The sequence below is a fragment of the Sporosarcina sp. P17b genome (genome assembly GCF_002743115.1).
Taxonomy (GTDB): Bacteria; Bacillota; Bacilli; order Bacillales_A; family Planococcaceae; genus Sporosarcina; species Sporosarcina ureae_C.
This window is the reverse complement of record NZ_PDYP01000006.1, coordinates 1-20,897: the sequence shown is the minus strand read 5'-3', so window position 1 is coordinate 20,897 and position 20,897 is coordinate 1. Positions and strand designations below refer to the sequence as shown.

Below are 20,897 nucleotides of genomic sequence, written 5' to 3'. Positions count from 1 at the left end.
ACAAACTTTTTATGACTCCAATTGAAGTCAAAGGTTTTCTTTTGCGCAAAAGTTCCTTATGATTACTAATGGAGGCGATTTTACATGAAAAAATTATTTATGCTGATGATAATTGCTGCTTTTCTCGTAGCTTGTAGTAATGACGAACCGAAAGAAGCGGTTGAATCTACTGAACCAACCGAAGAAACAGCACCGACAGAACAGACAAGTGACGGTGTAGAAGAAGGTCTTAAAGAAGATACAGTCGAACGAGAGTATGCCGCGTTCGCTAACGATGAAGTACCCGTCAATTCCAAAGTGAAGTTTCTTGGGAAGGTAGCAGCTATTGACCAAGGAGTTTATGCTGTACAAAGCGCTGCAGACGAATCTTCAGATGAAATCATATATGTGAAGGATATCCGACTTGGAGAACGTACGGATATTCTGGAAGGTTTCGACGTTTCCGTTTACGGTACGTATGACGGCAAAGATGATAAGGGTGTACCTGTTATTAAAGGAATTTTCATTGATGCTGACTGACCACTAAGAGTATCAACCCGTGTTTGGTAATTTACAAGTTTTAATAGGTTGAACGATAGGTATAGTACCTTTACAGTTGAAAATCTATAAAAGTACAAAAGTGGCATACTATAGTATGTCGCTTTTTTCGAAAGAAGGGTGATTGAATGCAACGAAGACTACTGGATTACGCCGCTTTGATTGTAGGATCATTCATCTTCGCAATTGGAATTAACTATTTTGCGATTCCGAATATGCTATCTGAAGGTGGCGTCATCGGGATTACGATCATTACATACTATTTATTTGAATGGTCACCTGGCGTTGTCAGTTTCATACTTAACTTGGTGCTCGTTGCGATTGGGTATAGGTTCTTCAGCAAACGAACAATTATTTATACTGTCATCACAATCATTTTCATGTCTATTTTCCTTGAACTGACAAAGAACTGGGGAGAACAGTTGGGCCATGATACTTTACTTGCTGCTTTATTCGCTGGTTTATTTGTAGGTGGCGGCCTTGGGTTGATTTTCCGTGTCGGTGGAACTTCTGGAGGTGGCACTACAGTTGCCCGCATGCTTCAGCAGTGGCTAGGTTGGAGTGTAGGAAAAGCGGTCCTAGTTATCGACATTACTGTCATTTTATTGTCTGCTTTTGTTATTGGTAAAGAAAAGGCAATGTTCACACTTGTAGCGGTATATGTAGGGGCAAAAGTAATTGATAAGATCGTAGACGGTGCAGATGATCGAAAAGCTGTAATGATTATTTCAAAACACCAGGAAGACATTCGCAAGGAATTGCTCACTACGATGGGTAGAGGGGTCACCATTCTTGAAGGTCGTGGCGGTTATACGCTTGAGAAACAAGCAATTTTATACATTATCATTAACCAAGGGGAAATCGTACAGCTACGACGGATTTTGGAGAGTGTGGACGAAGATGCTTACGTTACAATCAATAATGTACAAGAGATTTTCAAACGTGGTTTTAAAGAGAGACGTCCAAAGTAAGTTGTAGACCTAACGATAACGATTCAAATATTTCGAGTTCTAACGTAAACCAAAAGGGTTCACAATACCTTTCTACCCATCTAATTATAGGTGGGTTTTTTCTCGTTTTTTTATTATTCACCCTTCTCCCAAGACTCGCAACAATCTTCCAATTTAATTATTTCAATAAAGCATTTAACTAAATGCAATTCTCTTATATACTTGACTTTGTCTGAAAAATTAATACTTTTTCGTGATAGTTAGAATAGCATTCTTTAAGCGAAAGGAGATCATCATGAATACGCAGAAAAAAGGATTTTTCCAGAAGTTTTTGGATATGATCGAAAAGACCGGCAACCGCTTGCCGCATCCGGTTACATTGTTTGCCCTTTTGGCTTTACTAGTAATCGTCATCTCCGCAATCGTTTCGTACTTCGGTGTTAGCGCAGAGCATCCAGGTAAAGAAGGCGAAATGATTGAAGTACATAATCTCCTTAGCAGTGAGGGTATACACTATATCATTACGAATATGACCGATAACTTCATCGGTTTTGCTCCACTTGGTGTCGTATTGATTACGATGCTTGGTATCGGGGTTGCAGAAGGATCGGGCTTGATCAGTGCATTGCTTCGCGGCTTTGTCATGTCCGTACCAAAACGTTTAATCACCCTCGGACTAGTGTTTGCAGGGGTAATGTCTAGTGTTGCTTCTGACGCAGGATACGTTGTTTTGCCGCCACTAGGTGCTGTATTGTTTGCGGCACTCGGTAGACACCCTCTTGCAGGTCTAGCCGCAGCATTTGCCGGAGTTTCCGGCGGGTTCAGTGCAAACTTGCTTCTTTCCGGTACGGATGCATTGCTTGGTGAATTAACCATTATGTCTGCAGCGATCATCAATCCCGAGTATGCAGAAGGTATGAACATTGCCATGAACTATTACTTCATCGCATTTTCCGTTATCGTTCTGACATTCGTCGGTGCGTGGGTTACGGAAAAGATTGTGGAGCCACGTCTCGGTGAATATACTGGTGAATTCCGTGAGAAAGTTGAAAAACTAACTCGCCTTGAAAAGAAAGGTTTGATTTTGGCTGGTGTTTCTGTTGTAGTGGCAGGAATACTCGTTGCACTTCTTGTCGCTTTCCCAGGTGCTCCATTGCGTGGGGATGAAGCGGATATGCCAATCATCAAATCGCCGTTCATGAAATCGCTTGTGCCGATCATCGCGTTCATGTTCTTCGTACCGGGTCTCGTATACGGTAAAGTAACGAAAGAAATTCGCAATGATAAAGATGTCGCAGCTATGATGTCTACGACAATGGCTGCTATGGGTATGTTCATTGTTCTGTCGTTTACAGCGAGTCAGTTCGTTGCATTCTTCTCTGAGTCGAATATGGGCTTGGTATTAGGAGTCTACGGCGCAAACTTCCTTGACAGTATTAATTTAAAAGGAATACCACTATTACTGATGTTCATCGTCATTGCGGCGTTCATCAACTTGTTTATCGGCAGTGCATCTGCGAAGTGGGCCATGATGGCACCAGTCTTCGTGCCGATTATGATGCAACTTGGTTATTCTCCTGAATTGACGCAAATGGCGTATCGTGTAGCGGATTCTTCAACGAATATCATTTCACCGCTCATGACATATTTTGCGATCATCATCGCGTTTGCGCAAAAGTATGATAAGAAAATGGGTATCGGTACGCTCGTTTCCGTTATGTTCCCATATTCCATGTTCTTCTTGCTATTCTGGAGTATCACGTTAATCATTTGGATGTTACTAGGTATCGATCTTGGTCCTGGTTCCCCTATTTATTACTTAAAATAAGAAGATCTTTACCCCGTAAGAGCTTACTTTGCTCTTGCGGGGTTTTTTATGGTAGTATAGTAGATGATAATGATTTTCATTTAGCGGGATTTTATCTATTGAAAAGGAGTTTTCAATTATGAGCTATGAAGCAAAGAATGACGTAGAAAAGTCGATCATGGGTAGACGCTCGATCAAGAAGTTTAGTGCTGACCCAGTCGATATAGACGAGATCATCGAATTACTGAATGTAGCTAAATGGGCACCCAATCATAAACTGACAGAACCTTGGCGATTCCAATTATATGCGGATGAAGGCAAAGAGAAATTTATAGAAGCATTCCTAACTTCTCAGAAGAGAGATGGAGAAGTGACAGATAAAGCAAAAAACAAAGCGGCCTACTTCCGCACTATACCATTGCATTTAGTTGTCATCATGCCCGAAGATTCACGTAAAAAGCGTTGGGATGAAGATTACGCTGCGGTTTCTGCAATGATACAGAACTTCCAGTTAGCAGTATGGGAACGTGGTATCGGCATGATCTGGCTTACGAACGACTGGACGCATGATCCTGTATTTAAGGACGCAATTGATGTGAAATCAGATGAGAAAATTGTTGGAACCTTGATGATTGGTTACCCAAAACATGTGCCTCGACCTGAAGAGCGCGCGGATATCCGCAAGGTCTTGAAAGTTATCGATAAATAAAAAATACGATTACCACTTCACTTTATAGAAGCTGGTAATCGTATTTTTTATTTGATACTAGTATATTATTACTTGATTTCTGTACAATTAGGAATACACTAGAAAAAGAACTTTTATAAGGGGCAACGATCCAATGAAAAAAATGATTCAACCTATTTTCCAACGCTATTGGAACCCTTATCTCGTCTTATTGATAGCTGGTATTCTTAGTGCAGTATATTTCGGCTTAACTTCGACCGTTTGGGCAGTAACTGGTGAATTTACAAGACTGGGAGGCGACCTCTTATTATTATTTGGAGTCGATATCTCAGGCTGGCAATATTTCGACATGGTACATCTGCAGGGAGCGACATGGAACCGACCAGATGGCTGGATTGTCTGGGGAATGTTCGCGGGCGCACTCATTATGGTGTTGCTTAGCAATAGTTTCAAAATCCGATTGCCGCAGCAGAAACGTCGTTATGTACAAGGATTAGTTGGTGGAATTATTGCAGGATTCGGTGCACGCTTGGCACTCGGCTGTAATCTAGCTGCATTCTTTACAGGCGTTCCTCAATTCTCTTTTCACTCATGGATCTTCATAATGGCAACAGGCATCGGTACTTTCTTCGGTGCCAAACTGACGAAAACGCGCTGGTGGAAAGGCAAGCCTTCGTTGACTCGAGGTAACGCGAAGCCGACACAACTTAAAAAGCGCGTAATCCAACCGTATGTCGGTGGAACAATCGCAGTCCTTTACATAGGACTCATTATATACTTCTTTGCATCCGGACAAAAACTGCTTGGCCTCGGTGCGCTTTTCGGCCTTGCCTTTGGTATTCTAATTGAACGGGGACAAATTTGTTTTACTTCTGCATTCCGCGATTTATTTCTCGTCGGACGTAGCATTATGGCAAAAGCAATTATTATGGGTATGGCCGTCAGTTCCATTTTGACGATCGTTGTCATTTCCATCTATGACTTAACGCCAATCACGCAAATTGCAGCACTTAGCACATTTGTAGGTGGCATATTATTCGGACTTGGCATTGTCATGGCGTCAGGTTGTGAAACAGGTATGATGTATCGCTTGATGGAAGGACAGTTACTGTTCTTGCCAGTATTTGCGGGCAATATTATCGGGGCTACATTCCTTGCCTATGCTTGGGATCACCTGGGTGTCTATAATATATTGGTCAAGAGCGGTGCAAAAATCAATTTACTCGATACATTGGGACCAATTGGTGCAATTTCTGTCACCTTGCTCATGCTTGGTGGACTCTATTCATTAACGGTATATGGAGAAAAACGCTACCACCGTAAGCTAACAATAAAGAGAGGAATGAATGTACATGCAAGCTGAAATAGAAGCGGACTTCACACTCGATCTTCGTGGCGAGTCGTGTCCCTACCCTGTGATTTACACTTTAGAAGCACTTGAAGGTATGAATAAAGGAGAGTTACTGCAAGTCATCACTGATTGCCCCGGCTCTTTTCGCAACGTACCGGAAGAAGCGATCGCTCACGGTTATAAATTTGCGCAGGATCCTGTAAAGAACGGACAGGAATACTTGTTTCATATTTACGCATGAGAAAAGGCAACTATCCGCGGATAGTTGCCTTTTCATATTGAATTAAATACTTACAATATGCGTTTTCATAGTCGTTTCTTTTATTCCAGCTACAATGACACTATTAATCGCGTTTATATAAGCTAGTGCACTCGCTTTCAAAATATCCGTGTCTGCTGCTTTTGCGATATAGTTTTCTCCTTCATGCGAAATGGTAATTTTCACTTTTCCTAGCGCATCTTTGCCCCGTGATACACTGCTAATATCGTATCCAATCAATTTCACTTGAATATTCGTAATTTCTGCAATGGCGGAATATAGCGCATCAATCGGACCTGTTCCAACAGCACTCGATTTAAAGACTTCTTCACCTTTGCGAATCTTAACGCTCGCTGATGGGAAACTTGAGTTACTGACAACTTGCAGATCTTCAAATTCAAAGAAATGATCGCTGTAATTTGTTACATTGTCTTGATCATGTTTTTCGTAATAATTTTCTACAATGATATACAAATCATGATCATATACTTCCTTTTTCATATCTGCCAACAGTAAGAACCCTTCAAAAATCCCTTCAAATTCTTCAGGTTTCATATGAGTAAATCCAAGCTTTTCAAGTGCATTTTTCACCGCATGGCGTCCTGACCGCGCTGTTAAAATCAGTTCCATATCATCCAGTCCTACATCTTCTGGATGAACAATTTCATACGCATCACGGGATTTCAATAATCCGTCCTGGTGTATTCCGGACGAATGGGCAAAAGCATTGTCTCCTGTAATCGCCTTATTCACTTGCACATCCAATCCCATGAAGCTAGATACTAGACGTGATGTATTCATAATCTCTTTCGTGTTGATTTGTGTATTGACATTATAAATGGAGCTTCTTGTTTTCAATGCCATTACTACTTCTTCAAGTGCCGCATTTCCTGCTCGTTCCCCAATTCCGTTAATTGTACACTCTACTTTATCTGCGCCGTTCTTCACCGCCGCTAAAGTATTGGCAGTCGCCATCCCCAAGTCATTATGACAATGGATACTTAATAGTACATCTGGATTCAAGTTTTTCATGCGATCATTTAATTTATGAATTAACGCCCCAAATTCTTCCGGCTCCGCAAAGCCAACTGTATCAGGTACGTTGATCATCGTTGCGCCCGCTTTCATGACGGATTCGATTGTATGCCACAAGTACTCAAATTCTGAGCGTGAAGCATCTTCTGTTGAATACTGTACTTGAGGCATTAATGACTTTGCATACTTTACTGCATCAACACCTATTTGAAGGATCTGATCTTTTGATTTATTGAACTTTTTCTCCACATGAATATCTGAAGTACCCAGCACCATATGAATCATCGGATTTTCTGCGTACTTTACTGCGTTATATACTGAATCGATGTCTGCTTGGACTGCGCGTGCCAGTGCAGTGATCATAATATCGTTTGTATTACCTACCCTCTGCGCGACAGCTTTCACCGCATCGAAATCTCCTTGAGACGAAGCAGGAAATCCGGCTTCGATAATATCGACACCAAGCTTTTTGAGTTGTTGCGCAATCTCCACTTTTTCATATAGATTCAATTTAGCCCCTGGCACCTGTTCTCCATCGCGTAATGTCGTATCAAATACCCAAATTTTTCTACTCATCTCTATGCACTCCCTTTTTATAAAAAAATAACAACAAAAAACCCCGCCTCTATATCGAAATATAGAGACGAGGTTATACTCGCGGTACCACTCTAATTGATCTGCCTATGAGACAAATCCACTTATCGACAGCCATCACTGTCTATCCCATTAACGGAGGAAACCGACATCCCTTACTGTAAAACTTTCAGGGAGTGACTCATGGATGAGTTCAAAATGTGCGCCTACTGATTTCCACCAACCATCAGTTCTCTACAAAGACACAAAACATTTCTACTAGTTCCACTCTTAGTCTGCGATATACTATTGAACGTTATATTACATATCCCTGAGATCTTTGTCAATAGATTTAAGTAAATTATTTATATTTTCTGTCAAGACCTTCGTTCTAATGCTGCGTCAAATAGCTAGGACGTAGAGGCGACATGGTGAAAACTAGGAAAGCCAAATATCTTTGTTTAGAAATTTAGTAACTCCATGTAAATAGCGAAAAAGGCAGAAGCCCGTCGGCATCTACCTTTTTTCTATTTATTCACTTCATCATTTCTTCTATAAGCGCCACTGGGACATACGTTTTATTCGGTTCGAGAAGCTCTGGCGCTACTTCAAACTTCATCAATGATTTATTATAGCCGTATTCCTTCTGACCACGGGTAATCGTGTAAGATGGTGCCCCCTTTGATACTATGGCACCAACACCCGTAGAGTCTACTACATATCCAAGTTTTTCGGCAAGCAGACGTAGAGGAACCATCTTCACACCATCGACCATGTACTGATCATTTTCGATAATCTGCTCAACTGTAGCATCCTCATCTACTGCTTCCATCTTATCAAGCAAAACAACTTTTTTTGGTGTAGTCTGCGCAGGAATACTTTTTGTTGTTTCTTTATAGAATACTAGCAAGTCGTTCCCTTTCAAATCATCCACCTTCACTGGATCACCTGAAGAACTTGAAATATCTGAACTATCATCTACATTTAGCTGCAATTTCAAGTATGGATCGACCAATTCATCGTCAAATATTCCAACTACCGCCGTGCTTTCTTCATCCTTTTCCACAATGACTACATCAGGTGTATACTGCGGAGGAAAAATCAGGATCATTGGTTTATTCGAATCTGTATACGCAGATACGCTATCTCCTATTTTCAGTTTGGTCTTTTTTCCGGCATTATCGTAAATGAGCGTCTCTTCATTCACAGCCAATACGAATTGTTCTTCTTTTCCTTTAAGTGTATAAAGAGTCAAGCCATCATTTTTCTCAACATCTTCAATTGTTCCTTCCACTTTAATAAAAGCTTTTAAATCCGATGTCATTTCTGTCTTCACATTCTCTTTTGCAAAAGTCATTCCAGGCACCGCTACACTTCCTACAAGTAATGCAGACAGCGCAAACGGGATAATTTTATTCAATTTCATGAAAGACACGCTCCTTTATATATGTTCTATTTAGTAGTCGTATGAAATATGAAAAGGTTACAACGTTTAGAAAAGCATTTGATCTAATCGCTTCTTTAGTACGCTCTTTTGTTAGCTCCTCTACTACCTTCTAAACAATTCCCCTCCATAAGATCCGATCCAATTAACTATAATCAATCAGGTTAGTACTGAATGTTTTCAATAAACTTGTAAAACAAGAGCCAATCGAGAAACAGGTTTTTTAATTGATAATATAGTAACTACATCCAAGGCTACAAACTTCCCTTTTCAATAACGATACAGGTAGTTCATAATAGTAAAACCTTTTAAAATACACATTACATATCAATGATATCCACTCTTCAAAGTGTAACTGTTGACAATCAATTACACTTATACGATAATGATTATGTAATTAGAATTATTATAGTTAGTTGATGGCGATTAACTTTTATAGTGAATGCGGTTTAGATTTTAGCAATATGGCCAAAACTAGCTATAAATATCATTTAGGAGGAATTTACTTATGTCACAAATTGGTAAAACAGTAGAATCATTTAAAGCTTCAGCTTACAATGCAGGTAGCGGAGAGTTTATCGACGTTACGGATGAAAACTTGAAAGGTCAATGGAGCGTTGTTTGCTTCTACCCAGCTGACTTTACTTTCGTTTGTCCAACTGAACTAGAAGACCTTCAAAATCAATATGCAACACTAAAAGAACTTGGCGTAGAAGTGTACTCTGTTTCAACAGATACACACTTTACACATAAAGCATGGCATGATCACTCAGAAGCAATCAGCAGCATTAGATATATTATGATTGGTGACCCATCACAAAAGATCTCACGTAACTTTGATGTGTTAGATGAAGAAGCTGGTCTTGCTCAACGCGGTACATTCATTATTGACCCAGATGGTGTTGTACAAGCAGCAGAAATCAATGCTGACGGCATCGGTCGTGACGCAAGCACTCTTGTAGGTAAAATAAAAGCAGCTCAATATGTTCGTAACAATCCAGGCGAAGTTTGCCCAGCAAAATGGGAAGAAGGCAGCAAAACACTTAAACCAAGCCTAGACCTTGTAGGAAAAATTTAATTTAAACAGCGGGGGCATCCCCGCTTTTTTTAAAAGATAAAAATATTGAGGAGTTTGATTAATCTTGTTAGAACCAGATATAAAAGCACAATTAGCTCAATACCTCGAAATGATGGAAAATGACGTGCTTCTGAAAGTTAGCACGGGGTCTGATCAAGTTTCTAATGACATGAACGGTTTAATGAATGAATTAGAAATGATGTCACCCCACATTAAAGTAGAGAGAACTGAGTTGGAAAGAACGCCTAGTTTTAGTATAAATCGTATCGGAGAAGATACTGGCATCACTTTTGCAGGTGTCCCACTTGGACATGAATTTACTTCATTAGTACTTGCTTTATTACAAGTAAGTGGACGTGCTCCAAAAGTTGATCAAAAGCTGATGGATCAAATCAAAGCAGTTGAAGGTAAATACCATTTTGAATCGTATATAAGTTTGAGCTGTCAAAACTGTCCTGAAGTTGTCCAAGCTCTCAACATTATGAGTGTCCTAAACCCTAACATAACTCATACGATGGTTGATGGTGCGGCATTCAAAGAAGAAGTTGAAAGCAAAAAAATCATGGCTGTTCCAACGGTATTTTTAAACGGGGAAGAATTCTCAGGCGGTCGTATATCACTGGAAGAAATCCTTGGCAAAATGGGGAGTGCTCCAGACGCTTCGGAACTTGAAAATAAAGAGCCGTTTGATATGCTCGTCGTCGGAGGAGGTCCAGCAGGTGCAAGTGCTGCTATTTATGCGGCGCGTAAAGGGATTCGTACAGGTATTGTAGCAGATCGTTTTGGTGGTCAAATTTTGGACACGGCTACGATTGAAAACTTTATTAGTGTTACTCGCACTGAAGGTCCAAAACTTGCCGCAAGTCTTGAAGAACACGTGAAAGAGTACAACGTAGACGTGATGAATTTACAGCTTGCGAAACGTTTGGAAAAGAAAGACCTAATTGAAATCGAACTGGAAAACGGTGCTGTTCTAAAGAGTAAATCCGTTATCCTTTCAACAGGTGCCCGTTGGCGCGACATTGGTGTACCTGGCGAAGCCGAATTTAGAAATAAAGGGGTCGCATACTGCCCACATTGTGATGGTCCATTGTTTGAAGGCAAAGATATTGCGGTCGTTGGCGGTGGAAACTCTGGCATTGAAGCAGCAATTGACCTTGCTGGTATTGTAAAGCATGTTACAGTTCTTGAGTTTGCTTCCGAGTTGAAAGCCGATTCTGTTTTACAAGATCGTCTTCATAGCCTTTCGAACGTCACTGTACTGAAAAATGTTCAAACGAAAGAAATTACAGGTACCGATAGTGTAAATGGCATTACGTACATTGACCGTGCCACAAATGAAGAACATCACATCGAATTAGCTGGCGTCTTCATTCAAATTGGACTCGTACCGAACACCGACTGGCTAGGCGACTCAGTTGAACGTAATAAGTTCGGCGAAATTGTTGTCGATAAGCGCGGTGCAACAAACGTGCCTGGCGTATTTGCTGCAGGAGACTGCTCGGATAGCGCGCACAAACAAATCATTATTGCAATGGGATCAGGCGCCACTTCTGCTTTGAGTGCGTTTGATTATCTAGTTCGAAATTAATGGCTGGGCATGATTTATTGCAATCATGTGCCTAAAGTAGGGATAAATAAACGAATCAGACTCATGACTCGTTCGACCCTTTCACCCTATCGTACGTACAAGCTCACATACGGCAATTTAATAATTTGAGCGTACGAACGGGTACAATTCGGATCTATACATATATCCGAATTGTACCCGTTTTCTATCTGTTAAAGACCTACGGAGTATAGAACCTACGAAAATCCCCCAGTAACCCTTACGATGATTTACTTGAAGAAGACTTCCACGCTTCTCTTTCAAATAAATTAATCAAACACTACATTATGCGATAACCCGCACGTCTATTTTAGCTGTATTTCCTTGTAGTAATAAATTCCGCACATTTTTTTATATCGAAGTACTTATAGGGAGCACTAGGTTCCAAAATATTTCTGAGTTCAATGAAAACTAGGCATCCTATAACAATATACTTACAGACTAGCCCTCCGCCCCTGAATAAGCTATCATTATAGGATAACTAATCTTTGTATATCTGAAAGAGGTGCCCCATGAAACCAGTAATCCTAGCCGAAAAACCAAGCCAGGCAAAAGCGTATGCCGATGCTTTCACTTCTCGAAAACATGACGGCTATATGGAAATCAATCCGTGCCCGACATTTCCGGAAGGGGCTTTTTTGACGTGGGGTGTCGGGCATCTCGTGGAATTAAAAGAACCGCACACGTACAACCCGTCCTGGAAACGTTGGTCGCTTGGGAGCTTGCCCATCTTACCCGAGCGTTATGAGTTTCAGGTAGCCCAGGGGAAATATAAGCAGTTTCAGGTCGTGAAGAAATTGATTCGCGGAACGAATACTGTCATCAATGCCTGTGACGTGGACCGAGAAGGATCAAATATCTTTTATTCGATCTACTATATGACCGGTGCCCGCAATCAATTGATCCAGCGACTGTGGATTAACTCGCTGGAAGCAGATGAAGTGCGTAAAGGATTTGAAAATTTACGTGACAACAAGAAAGACCTGCAACTATACGAGGAAGCGAAAGCCCGTCAAATTAGCGATTGGTTAGTTGGAATGAATGGTTCTCGGTTATATACCCTTCTCCTAAAGGCAAAAGGAATTGAAGAAGTATTTCCGATTGGCCGCGTTCAATCGCCAACAGTGTATTTAATTTACCAACGTCAACGCGAAATTGAAACATTTGTGTCTGAACCATTTTTTGAAGCAGAAGCCATTTTTACTGCGGAACACGGTACATATAAAGGAAAAGCAAAACTCAAGGAACCAAAACGTGAATTAATTGCGGAAGCATTAAACAGCCGCAATATTACGAAGCGGACCCCTGGTGTAATTAGCGAGCTGACGAATACTGATAAACGAACACCACCGCCACAGTTGCACTCTCTTTCGACGTTGCAGGCAACAGCCAACAGACGCTGGAAAGCAAGTCCCGCAACCGTGTTAAAAACGATGCAGACGCTCTACGAGAAAAAACTAGTATCGTATCCAAGAACCGATACACGTCATATCACGCCCAGTGAATTCAATTACTTAGTTGAGGCGGTTGAAGATTACCAAAAGTTAATAGAGCATCCGTTTGAAGTTGCTTCACGTACACCCAAAAAACGCTATGTTGACAGTTCAAAAGTACAAGAACACTATGCGATCATCCCGACTAAAAAACTGCCGACTCCTGCCGCACTGACAAAGTTGTCACCACTCGAGCGCAATCTGTATGAAGAAGTTATACGCACTACACTCTCCATGTTCCATAGGGATTATCTTTATACTGAAACGAAAGTGATAACAGACGTCAACGGATTGCCATTCTTCACAACAGGTAAAACAGAGCGCGATAAAGGCTGGAAGGAACTTTTTGCTGCACCCACCAAAGCAAAAGATGCAGAAGAACCTACCCTACCGCCACTTGCGAAAGAAGAAACGGTTCAAAGTGAAATCGGTATAAAAGAAGGCGCGACACAACCTCCGAAACCGTATACTGAAGGTCAACTCATCGCCATGATGAAAACGTGCGGGAAATTAGTGGAAGATCAAAGCGAAACGGATATTCTGAAGGAAATTGAAGGTCTCGGAACAGAAGCAACACGAAGCAGCATCATCGAGACTATCAAAAAACACGGATACATCGCTGTAAACAAGAATATCGTATCCATTACAGATAAAGGACGCGTACTCTGCCAGACAATCGAAGGCAGCCTGCTTGCCAGCCCTTCCATGACCGCAAAGTGGGAAACATACTTAAAGAAAATCGGCAATGGTGAAGGTACGGGGCAGCACTTCCTCGGCAGCGTAACAAAGTTCATACAAAAGCTGATTGAAGATGTACCCGTCCAATTAGAAAAACAAACGATTGATATCGTGCTGCCGCCACGCCCTTCTTCAGGAAGGAGCTCGTACACCCGAACTGAAGTTGCACCTTGTCCAAAATGCGATAAAGGCATGATTATTGAACATCAAAAGTTTTTCGGCTGCAGTAACTATAAAAACGGCTGTAAACAAACTTTTCCAGGTCTGTTCTTGAAAAAGAAACTGACCGTCCCACAAGTCAAATTGTTATGTACCAAAGGTAAGACTAACGTCATCAAAGGATTTACCTCCGCAGATGGCAATAAGTTCGATGCTTCACTGGAACTGAAAGAAGGAAAATTGAACTTGGTCTTTACATAACGTAAAAATATAAAAAGGAAGCAGCCCCATGCTGCTTCCTTTTTATATGATCGTATGCACATCTACATTAATCAATTAATAGTGCATTACGCACTTACAACCATTAGAGAATAGGCGATAATAAACGAGAAATCGATTGCTTAAACTTAATGAGCAATGATCGCTCTTCATAGCGCTCTTTCGTCAGTTTCGAACTCAACTCGGTGTCTTGACGGAATAGATCAGTTAATTGCGCCGCTACTATCTCATCATAAACAATAGCAGTTACTTCGAAGTTCAAACGGAAACTACGTGAATCAATATTCATAGTACCTACTACTGCTACTTCTTCATCCACGACAATTGTCTTCGCATGTAAAAAACCATTTTCATACAACAATATTTTCGCTCCATAATTAAGCAAATCACCAACATAAGACCAAGTAGCCCAGTAAACAAACGGATGATCCGGCTTACATGGAATCATAATCCGTACATCCACACCAGATAATAATGCAATTTTACAGGCGTCCATAAAGCTAGTATCCGGGATAAAATAGGGTGTCTGAATGTAGACAGTCTTTTTAGCCGATAATAATAACTTGATGTACATATTTTTTAGATGTTCTGTCTCGGAGTTTGGTCCACTTGAAACAATCTGTACTGGACTAGTGCCACTTTGTTTTTCTGTCTGGAATAAGTAGTCTCCCCAATCACCTAGCTCTTTCTTACCCGCTTGATGCCAATCAAGAATGAACTTTCCTTGGATGTGATTGACTGCCCCACCTGTCATCCTGAAATGTGTATCACGCCAATACCCAAATTTCTTATTAAGACCTAAGTATTCATCCCCCACATTGAAACCACCAATATACGCAATTTCACCATCAATAATACAGAGCTTCCGGTGATTTCTATTATTGACCCGGAAGTTCACTAGACGGAACATGGATGGAAAGAATACTTCTACATTTCCACCTGCTGCACGTAAATCATTATAGAATTTAGGTGGCGTCTTCTTAGATCCTACTTCATCGTACAAAAGTCGAACTTTAACTCCTTCTTTTGCCTTTTGAATTAGGAGATCACGCAGTTTAGTACCTAAGGAATCGGACTGAATAATATAGTACTGAATATTAATCTCTTTAGTCGCCAAACTGATATCTTCGAACAACGCAGCAAATTTCGCATGTCCATCATCAAAGATTTTTATATGATTATCTTTGGAAAGTAGTGCGTGAGAGGATTTTAAATTCATATGAATTAATTCCCTATGTTCTTTTAATAATGCATTATTTTCAAGTATGGCCAAGTTTTCGGGTAGTAGTTGTTTATCCACTTCCGTTTTCTCAGCCTTTCTTTCTGCGGCTGAAAGATTATAGAAGTTTTTCTGTTTCAAACTGCGACCGAAAAACAGATAAATAAAGAATCCGGCAATAGGAATGAATACCAAGAGCATGATCCAAGCCCACGTATTTCCAATATCTCTTCTTTCGATAAATAATACTGAGGCCAGTAGCAGAATGTTTAATATGGTTATAATAGATAAAAGAGTTGTTAGAATATTACCCAATTCCATACCGACCATCATTCCTCCAAGCTCTATCATTTCTTCCACCCCTTTCTATTAAAAGGTAGTCTTTAATATAGCATAGAGCCTACGCTATCGCAGTAATTTAAAATATACTATGTCTAGTATTTTAAATTGACTTCCTTATTACTATATTATTGAAAGGGTACGTATTGATACATAGAATGGCCGTTTTTAATGTAATTAATTCTTCTCGTAGCAAAAAGCCAGTCCTATGGGAGACTGACTTTTCTTTATAAGCAAACCCATACTATACAATCTCTTAGCTTATATAGTATGAGTTTAGTAATTTCCCGGGAAATGTCGCTAGTTATTCCTTCAAACTTTCAACTTACGCATCTCTTTGTATTAACGCTCTACTATTACCCGTGCCTAGCAAGTTCCAAGTGTTACACTATGACTAAGCTTCATCTTCCATACTTGTGAAAAACTCTTCCTTAATCCGTTTCCCATAAGCTTGTCCACTCTCTCCACGTTCTCTTGGAAACTCTTGCATAACAAGTGGCAAAACTCTTTCCCATAGTACATTCATCACATAGACATCCCTATCGAAATAATAGTCCAGTTCATTCAATGTTAATTGAAGGGACTTCGCATACTTTCGTTTTTCAGCATCCCAAACTGTCGAAACATTCTCTTTGATATAAGCGTCTATTTCATCTTCCGTTACCGTAATACCATAAGCTTCTTCCGCTATTTCCAGTGCATCTTGATAATGATCCGTTTGCTTCTCCGCAATTCCTTTTAGGAATGGTGAAGAGTGCTCCTCTCCTGTCAGATTATTGTTCACACGCAAACGAAACTCTGTCTTATTTGTTGAAAATGAGCTTTCAAGTTTGTTGCTACGAATACCAGATTGAATAGATGTCAGCTCTTCTACCATTTCAGGCATATCTTTTAACACTTTCTCAACCGATTGGTTCATTTGAGCATAATCAATTCCTATCGTTTCTATCTTCCGTTGTTCTGAACTTGCTGTCTGTTTAATCAACAACGTCCCGGCAATCAAGACAGTAAAACAAATCATAATGAGGTGAAACCGATTGCGAGCAGTCATGGTCATTCGCTCCTTCATTTGTTAGGTCGTTCTAGTATGTCATAGGTGTCTTGAATTATTTGTTGAATCCGCTGATTATCACTGAAAACTTTCCCTTATAATTCGACATTAAAAAACCCAAGACCCCGAATGAACCGGATTCTTGGGTGATGATTTATTTACGCACAGCAGGTGATTTTTCAATCATAAACGTTACTACTACGAATAAAGCAAAACTTACTAATAGTACAGTACCGCCTACAATGTAAAGCACAAGAGAGAATACTTCATTGATATTAAACGGTTGAAGAAATTGTAACCACATGCCTGCGGTTAAACCAATTGCACCAATAATACCCGTCCAGCCTTGAAGTGTTAATAACTTTCTTGCACGGACACGGTAAATCTTGTAGAACACTCCCCAAGAAAATACCGACAACCAACCCACTAACAAAATATGCGCGTGAATTGGACGAAACGCATAAGAACCTGCTCCCGCCATATGTGAACCTAAAACTGTACCTATCAAACCAAAAATTGCTGCAATACGTATTAATCGAATACTCCACTTTTCTTGCATACTATATTTCCTCCCGTCATCTTTCTACTACACTCATTATAACTCACCAAGATGAACGGAAGATGAACTTCTGGTTACAGCTTTGGCAAGTGTATGATAAATTCCGTACCTTCACCAAGCTCACTGACTACTTCTACACGCCCATCATGGAGACGCACAACTTGTTCAACAATTGACAATCCAAGACCCGTACCTTCTACTTCACGCGTTCTTGAGTGATCCGCACGATAGAAACGGTCAAATATTCTATTCTTTGTTTCTTCAGTCATACCAATGCCGGTATCTTTAATCGAGAAAGTGACTTCATTTGACTGCTCGGTCAGCTGGATATCAATCGACCCTCCATCCGGTGAATACTTCAGGGCATTCGACAATAAATTCTCCCATACTTTCTCTAGAAATGCAGGATCCCCTTCAAAAATGATGTCGTCAACCTCAAGCATGACAGACATCTCTTTCTCTTGCACTAACCACTGGAATTTACGAACCGTTTCTTTCACTTGTTGATCCACGCGGAAGTCTTTTTTTTGCAGCGGTGATATCAATTGATCAAGCGACGTCAATAGTAGCAGCTGCTTAGTCAATGTCGAGAGTCGTTCCGTTTCAGATTGAATGATTCCCGCATATCGTAAACGTTCATCTGTCGGCAACGCTTCATCCGATAATAAATCCGCGTAGCCTTTAATATTTAGTAAAGGCGATTGGAAATCATGCGATACATCACTAATAAACGCTTTACGTATCTGATCATTCTCATTAAGACGATGAATCATCTGCTGAAAACTCTTCGCAAGCTGCCCAATTTCATCACTTCGATCAATAGACAGCTCACTAGTAAATTCTTCTTCGCCAACCTTTTTCGTTGCCTTAGTCAAAGCTACAATCGGCGCAATCAACTTACGCGCTACAACGAGCATCGATAGAATACTGATGATGGCCATGACGATCACCATACCACCTAGCAAATAGTGAATTTCTGTGAACAGCATCTTAATATCTGGTCGCAAGAACAATGCATATGTCTGCCCACCGTACGTAAAAGGTACTCCTACTGTATTGGCAGATTCATTGGAAAAGTATCCAGTCACAAATGTCTCCGCCTTTAAATCGCGCATACCGTGATATACTTCGCCAGCGTAGACTTTTTGAATCGCTTCTTCTTCGAGATTATTATCACGGAACGCTTCGCCATAGATAGTGGGGCTACTTGTCGGTGATATAACCAATAGCTTATATCCCACATCGGCTAGCATATCAAAGTACGAGGATAGATCCATTCCATCATTTTCTTCAACAAAAGACGCAATCCCCTCAGCCACTTTGACATTCTTCGTATCGTTTTGTGCTTTTAAATATCGATGATAATACGTGTTCACTGAAAGAAAGGCTAGAATTGCACTTAGCATCATAATACCAACCGTCAACAGCAAAAACTTTCCGTACAGCGATTTCATTCAGAAACCTCAAGCTTATAGCCAACACCGCGAATCGTAACGATCTTCACCTGATCTGTTAGCTTCTCCAGCTTATCGCGCAACCGCTTAATATGCACACTCAATGTCTGCTCATCCCCTTCATAATCAAAGCCCCACACGCGCTCTACTAGCACCTCGCGCGTGAACACTTGGCTATGACGTGATGCGAGCACCGATAGCAATTCAAATTCCTTCAACGGAAGCAGCAACGACTTCTTTCCAAGCACAACTTCATAACTCTTTCGGTTAATCAGTAACGGTCCAACCTGAATCATCTGATCTACCGCTTTATCATAACGACGTAAAATGGCATGGATGCGGAACAATAATTCCTTCGGCTCAAACGGCTTCACCAAATAATCATCTGATCCAGCTAAAAAGCCGCGCTCCTTGTCCTCCATCTCACCCTTTGCTGTCAATAGCAACACGGGAATCTCCGTATCTTCACGGAGCCTCTTCGTCAGTTCATAGCCATCCATACCAGGCATCATCACATCCACCACAGCTAAGTCGGGCCACTCTCTGTCGACTACTTCAAGTGCCTCCAATCCATTCATCGCCTTCACAACGGTATATCCCGCCTGCCGCAAGTGAATGCTAACCAAATCTAAAATATGTATATCATCATCTACCACTAAAATCTTCATTTAGACCGCCCTTTCCTTCTCCACTCTGCATTCAATAGTCCTGAAAGAATAATAATCACTGCTGTTAAGTAAAACCATAACACAAGCATGATAATTCCTGCCAATTGTCCATACAGCCTCGAATAATCTACCCGTGATACATACTCCCCAAATAACAATGAAACAAACTGCCAGCCAAATGCTGAGAGTATTGCACCCGGTAACGCCTCTTTCCACTTCATCTTTCCAGTTGGCATCAATTGATAAAATAATAAAAAGAACAAGAACAAGAAAAACGTACCGAGTCCCCATTTAATATTCGGCCAAATATATAACCAGCCTTCCCATGCATCCAGCACATCATAATATGCAATCACGGTATGTAAAAGCTTTTCAATCAAAGGCAAAAATAGCGACATCGGAACGATAAGCATGAATAGAATCGTTACACCTATATTACGGATTATATTCACCCACAACGGCTGCTGATAAAGCCTCCTGTTTGCTAAATCCAATGATCGGGCAAAGGATTGGACCGCAACAGACGTCGTCCACAACGCGGCCAACGCGCTCAACACGAGCAACTTGCCATGACTTTTATAAAGCATAGACTGAACACTCTGCTCAATCAGCCGAAAAGACTCCTCTGGGACGAACGGACGTAATAACGCTAAAATACTAGCCTCTTGCACAGGCAGAAATTGTACAATCGATAGCACTACAAGTAAAAAAGGCAACACGGAAAGCAACATGTAGTAAGCATTCTGAGCCGCCTGATCAAAAAAGCGTTCTTTAAAAAACCGCTTGATTATCGTTATAACCATAAAATCCCCTCCCCTGCTATCGTACGTCTCTTACTATCAATATACCCTAACTTTCCATAGACTATTAAGTTAAATGAGTTTTTGTAGGGGAAATAAATAGTCTGGTTTTTTTGTTTTTGAGAGTACATGACAGTGAGTTGCTGGTTCTGGAAGATAGTTCGTCTGTATTTTGGATAGAGAAGGGAGAGTAAGTAAGTAAACACGTAATGGGAGCTATGAGCGATCTTGGGGGATTATAGAGCCGTGAGCGTGATTGATAGAGCGGACAAGGTGAGGGATAGAGCACTTAGCGGCGTCAATAGAGCGGTTATGGGGGATGATAGAGCGGTGAGCGTGTCAGATAGAGCGGTCACGGGGAGGAATAGAGCACCCAGCAACGCCAATAGAGCGGTCAACGCAGTAGATAGAGCGCTTATAGAGGATAATTGATCGACACAGATAATCATAGTGGAAAATGAAGGCTATGGGCGGTTTTCAGAGGCTATAGAGCGTTGAGCACGGCAGATAGAGCGGCCACGGCGAGGAATAGAGCACTCAGCGACGCCAATAGAGCGATCAACGCAATAGATAGAGCGCTTACGGGGGACGATTGATCATAATTAAATAGAATGGTAACACAAGAAATAAAGGAATCATCCATCCATTAACGATGACTTATTCTCCCTGAAAGCACAAAAAAGCCACTCCCCAAAGGGAATGGCTTCGCGTGCCTAGCAACGTCCTACTCTCACAGGGGGAAACCCCCAACTACCATCGGCGCTGAAGAGCTTAACTTCCGTGTTCGGTATGGGAACGGGTGTGACC

17 protein-coding genes, 1 rRNA gene and 1 other annotated feature are annotated in these 20,897 nt (G+C 41.0%); of the genes, 9 read left to right on the top strand and 9 right to left on the bottom strand.

Annotated features, from left to right (window positions below):
* Positions 1-84: 84 nt before the first annotated feature.
* From CSV76_RS08845 to yedF, 6 genes are all read left to right on the top strand, one after another.
* Complete coding sequence (locus tag CSV76_RS08845; protein ID WP_099625337.1) at positions 85-519, top strand: hypothetical protein; 435 nt, start codon at positions 85-87, stop codon at positions 517-519.
* A gap of 146 nt (positions 520-665) precedes the next feature.
* The gene (locus CSV76_RS08840; protein ID WP_085427826.1) at positions 666-1,508 is read left to right on the top strand and encodes a YitT family protein; all 843 of its coding nucleotides are present in this window, start codon (positions 666-668) and stop codon (positions 1,506-1,508) included.
* A 274-nt stretch (positions 1,509-1,782) separates the two neighbouring features.
* Positions 1,783-3,315 carry an AbgT family transporter gene (locus CSV76_RS08835; RefSeq protein ID WP_099625336.1) on the top strand — a complete coding sequence of 511 codons (1,533 nt, stop codon included), beginning with the start codon at positions 1,783-1,785 and terminating at the stop codon, positions 3,313-3,315.
* 118 nt (positions 3,316-3,433) lie between these two features.
* The gene (locus CSV76_RS08830) at positions 3,434-4,003 is read left to right on the top strand and encodes a nitroreductase family protein (RefSeq protein ID WP_099625335.1); all 570 of its coding nucleotides are present in this window, start codon (positions 3,434-3,436) and stop codon (positions 4,001-4,003) included.
* A gap of 133 nt (positions 4,004-4,136) precedes the next feature.
* Positions 4,137-5,345: a selenium metabolism membrane protein YedE/FdhT gene (gene yedE / locus CSV76_RS08825; RefSeq protein ID WP_099625334.1), complete on the top strand. Its 1,209-nt coding sequence runs from the start codon at positions 4,137-4,139 to the stop codon at positions 5,343-5,345.
* Complete coding sequence (gene yedF, locus CSV76_RS08820) at positions 5,335-5,574, top strand: sulfurtransferase-like selenium metabolism protein YedF (RefSeq protein ID WP_199173049.1); 240 nt, start codon at positions 5,335-5,337, stop codon at positions 5,572-5,574. The genes yedE and yedF overlap by 11 nt, the downstream gene beginning before the upstream one ends.
* 42 nt (positions 5,575-5,616) lie before the next feature.
* Here yedF and CSV76_RS08815 read toward each other — a convergent pair whose 3' ends face one another.
* Positions 5,617-7,203, bottom strand: a complete 1,587-nt coding sequence (locus CSV76_RS08815; RefSeq protein WP_099625333.1) for a 2-isopropylmalate synthase — start codon at positions 7,201-7,203, stop codon at positions 5,617-5,619.
* Positions 7,204-7,263: 60 nt separating this feature from the next.
* Positions 7,264-7,502 (bottom strand) — a binding site (T-box leader).
* 233 nt (positions 7,503-7,735) lie between these two features.
* Complete coding sequence (locus tag CSV76_RS08810; protein ID WP_099625332.1) at positions 7,736-8,626, bottom strand: stalk domain-containing protein; 891 nt, start codon at positions 8,624-8,626, stop codon at positions 7,736-7,738.
* A gap of 526 nt (positions 8,627-9,152) precedes the next feature.
* Between CSV76_RS08810 and ahpC the strand changes: the two genes are divergently transcribed.
* The 3 genes from ahpC to CSV76_RS08795 all read left to right on the top strand — a co-directional run bounded on the left by ahpC (position 9,153) and on the right by CSV76_RS08795 (position 13,982).
* The gene (ahpC, locus tag CSV76_RS08805) at positions 9,153-9,722 is read left to right on the top strand and encodes an alkyl hydroperoxide reductase subunit C (RefSeq protein WP_085427820.1); all 570 of its coding nucleotides are present in this window, start codon (positions 9,153-9,155) and stop codon (positions 9,720-9,722) included.
* A gap of 61 nt (positions 9,723-9,783) precedes the next feature.
* Positions 9,784-11,313, top strand: a complete 1,530-nt coding sequence (gene ahpF, locus CSV76_RS08800; protein WP_099625331.1) for an alkyl hydroperoxide reductase subunit F — start codon at positions 9,784-9,786, stop codon at positions 11,311-11,313.
* A 530-nt stretch (positions 11,314-11,843) separates the two neighbouring features.
* Positions 11,844-13,982 carry a type IA DNA topoisomerase gene (locus tag CSV76_RS08795; protein ID WP_099625330.1) on the top strand — a complete coding sequence of 713 codons (2,139 nt, stop codon included), beginning with the start codon at positions 11,844-11,846 and terminating at the stop codon, positions 13,980-13,982.
* 103 nt (positions 13,983-14,085) lie between these two features.
* Here the strand turns inward: CSV76_RS08795 and cls are convergent, their stop codons facing one another.
* From cls to rrf, 7 genes are all read right to left on the bottom strand, one after another.
* Positions 14,086-15,540 carry a cardiolipin synthase gene (gene cls, locus CSV76_RS08790; RefSeq protein WP_099625465.1) on the bottom strand — a complete coding sequence of 485 codons (1,455 nt, stop codon included), beginning with the start codon at positions 15,538-15,540 and terminating at the stop codon, positions 14,086-14,088.
* Positions 15,541-15,952: 412 nt separating this feature from the next.
* On the bottom strand, positions 15,953-16,609 hold the full coding sequence (locus CSV76_RS08785) for a hypothetical protein (protein ID WP_085427788.1): 657 nt from the start codon (positions 16,607-16,609) through the stop codon (positions 15,953-15,955).
* Positions 16,610-16,763: 154 nt separating this feature from the next.
* Positions 16,764-17,168 carry a hypothetical protein gene (locus CSV76_RS08780; RefSeq protein ID WP_085427787.1) on the bottom strand — a complete coding sequence of 135 codons (405 nt, stop codon included), beginning with the start codon at positions 17,166-17,168 and terminating at the stop codon, positions 16,764-16,766.
* A gap of 74 nt (positions 17,169-17,242) precedes the next feature.
* Complete coding sequence (locus tag CSV76_RS08775; RefSeq protein WP_085427786.1) at positions 17,243-18,622, bottom strand: sensor histidine kinase; 1,380 nt, start codon at positions 18,620-18,622, stop codon at positions 17,243-17,245.
* Positions 18,619-19,290 carry a response regulator transcription factor gene (locus CSV76_RS08770; RefSeq protein ID WP_099625329.1) on the bottom strand — a complete coding sequence of 224 codons (672 nt, stop codon included), beginning with the start codon at positions 19,288-19,290 and terminating at the stop codon, positions 18,619-18,621. The genes CSV76_RS08775 and CSV76_RS08770 overlap by 4 nt, the downstream gene beginning before the upstream one ends.
* Complete coding sequence (locus tag CSV76_RS08765; RefSeq protein WP_085427784.1) at positions 19,287-20,093, bottom strand: YihY/virulence factor BrkB family protein; 807 nt, start codon at positions 20,091-20,093, stop codon at positions 19,287-19,289. Before CSV76_RS08765 ends, CSV76_RS08770 begins: the two co-directional genes overlap by 4 nt.
* A 708-nt stretch (positions 20,094-20,801) precedes the next feature.
* Positions 20,802-20,897, bottom strand: a 5S ribosomal RNA gene (gene rrf / locus CSV76_RS08755); the annotation flags it as partial.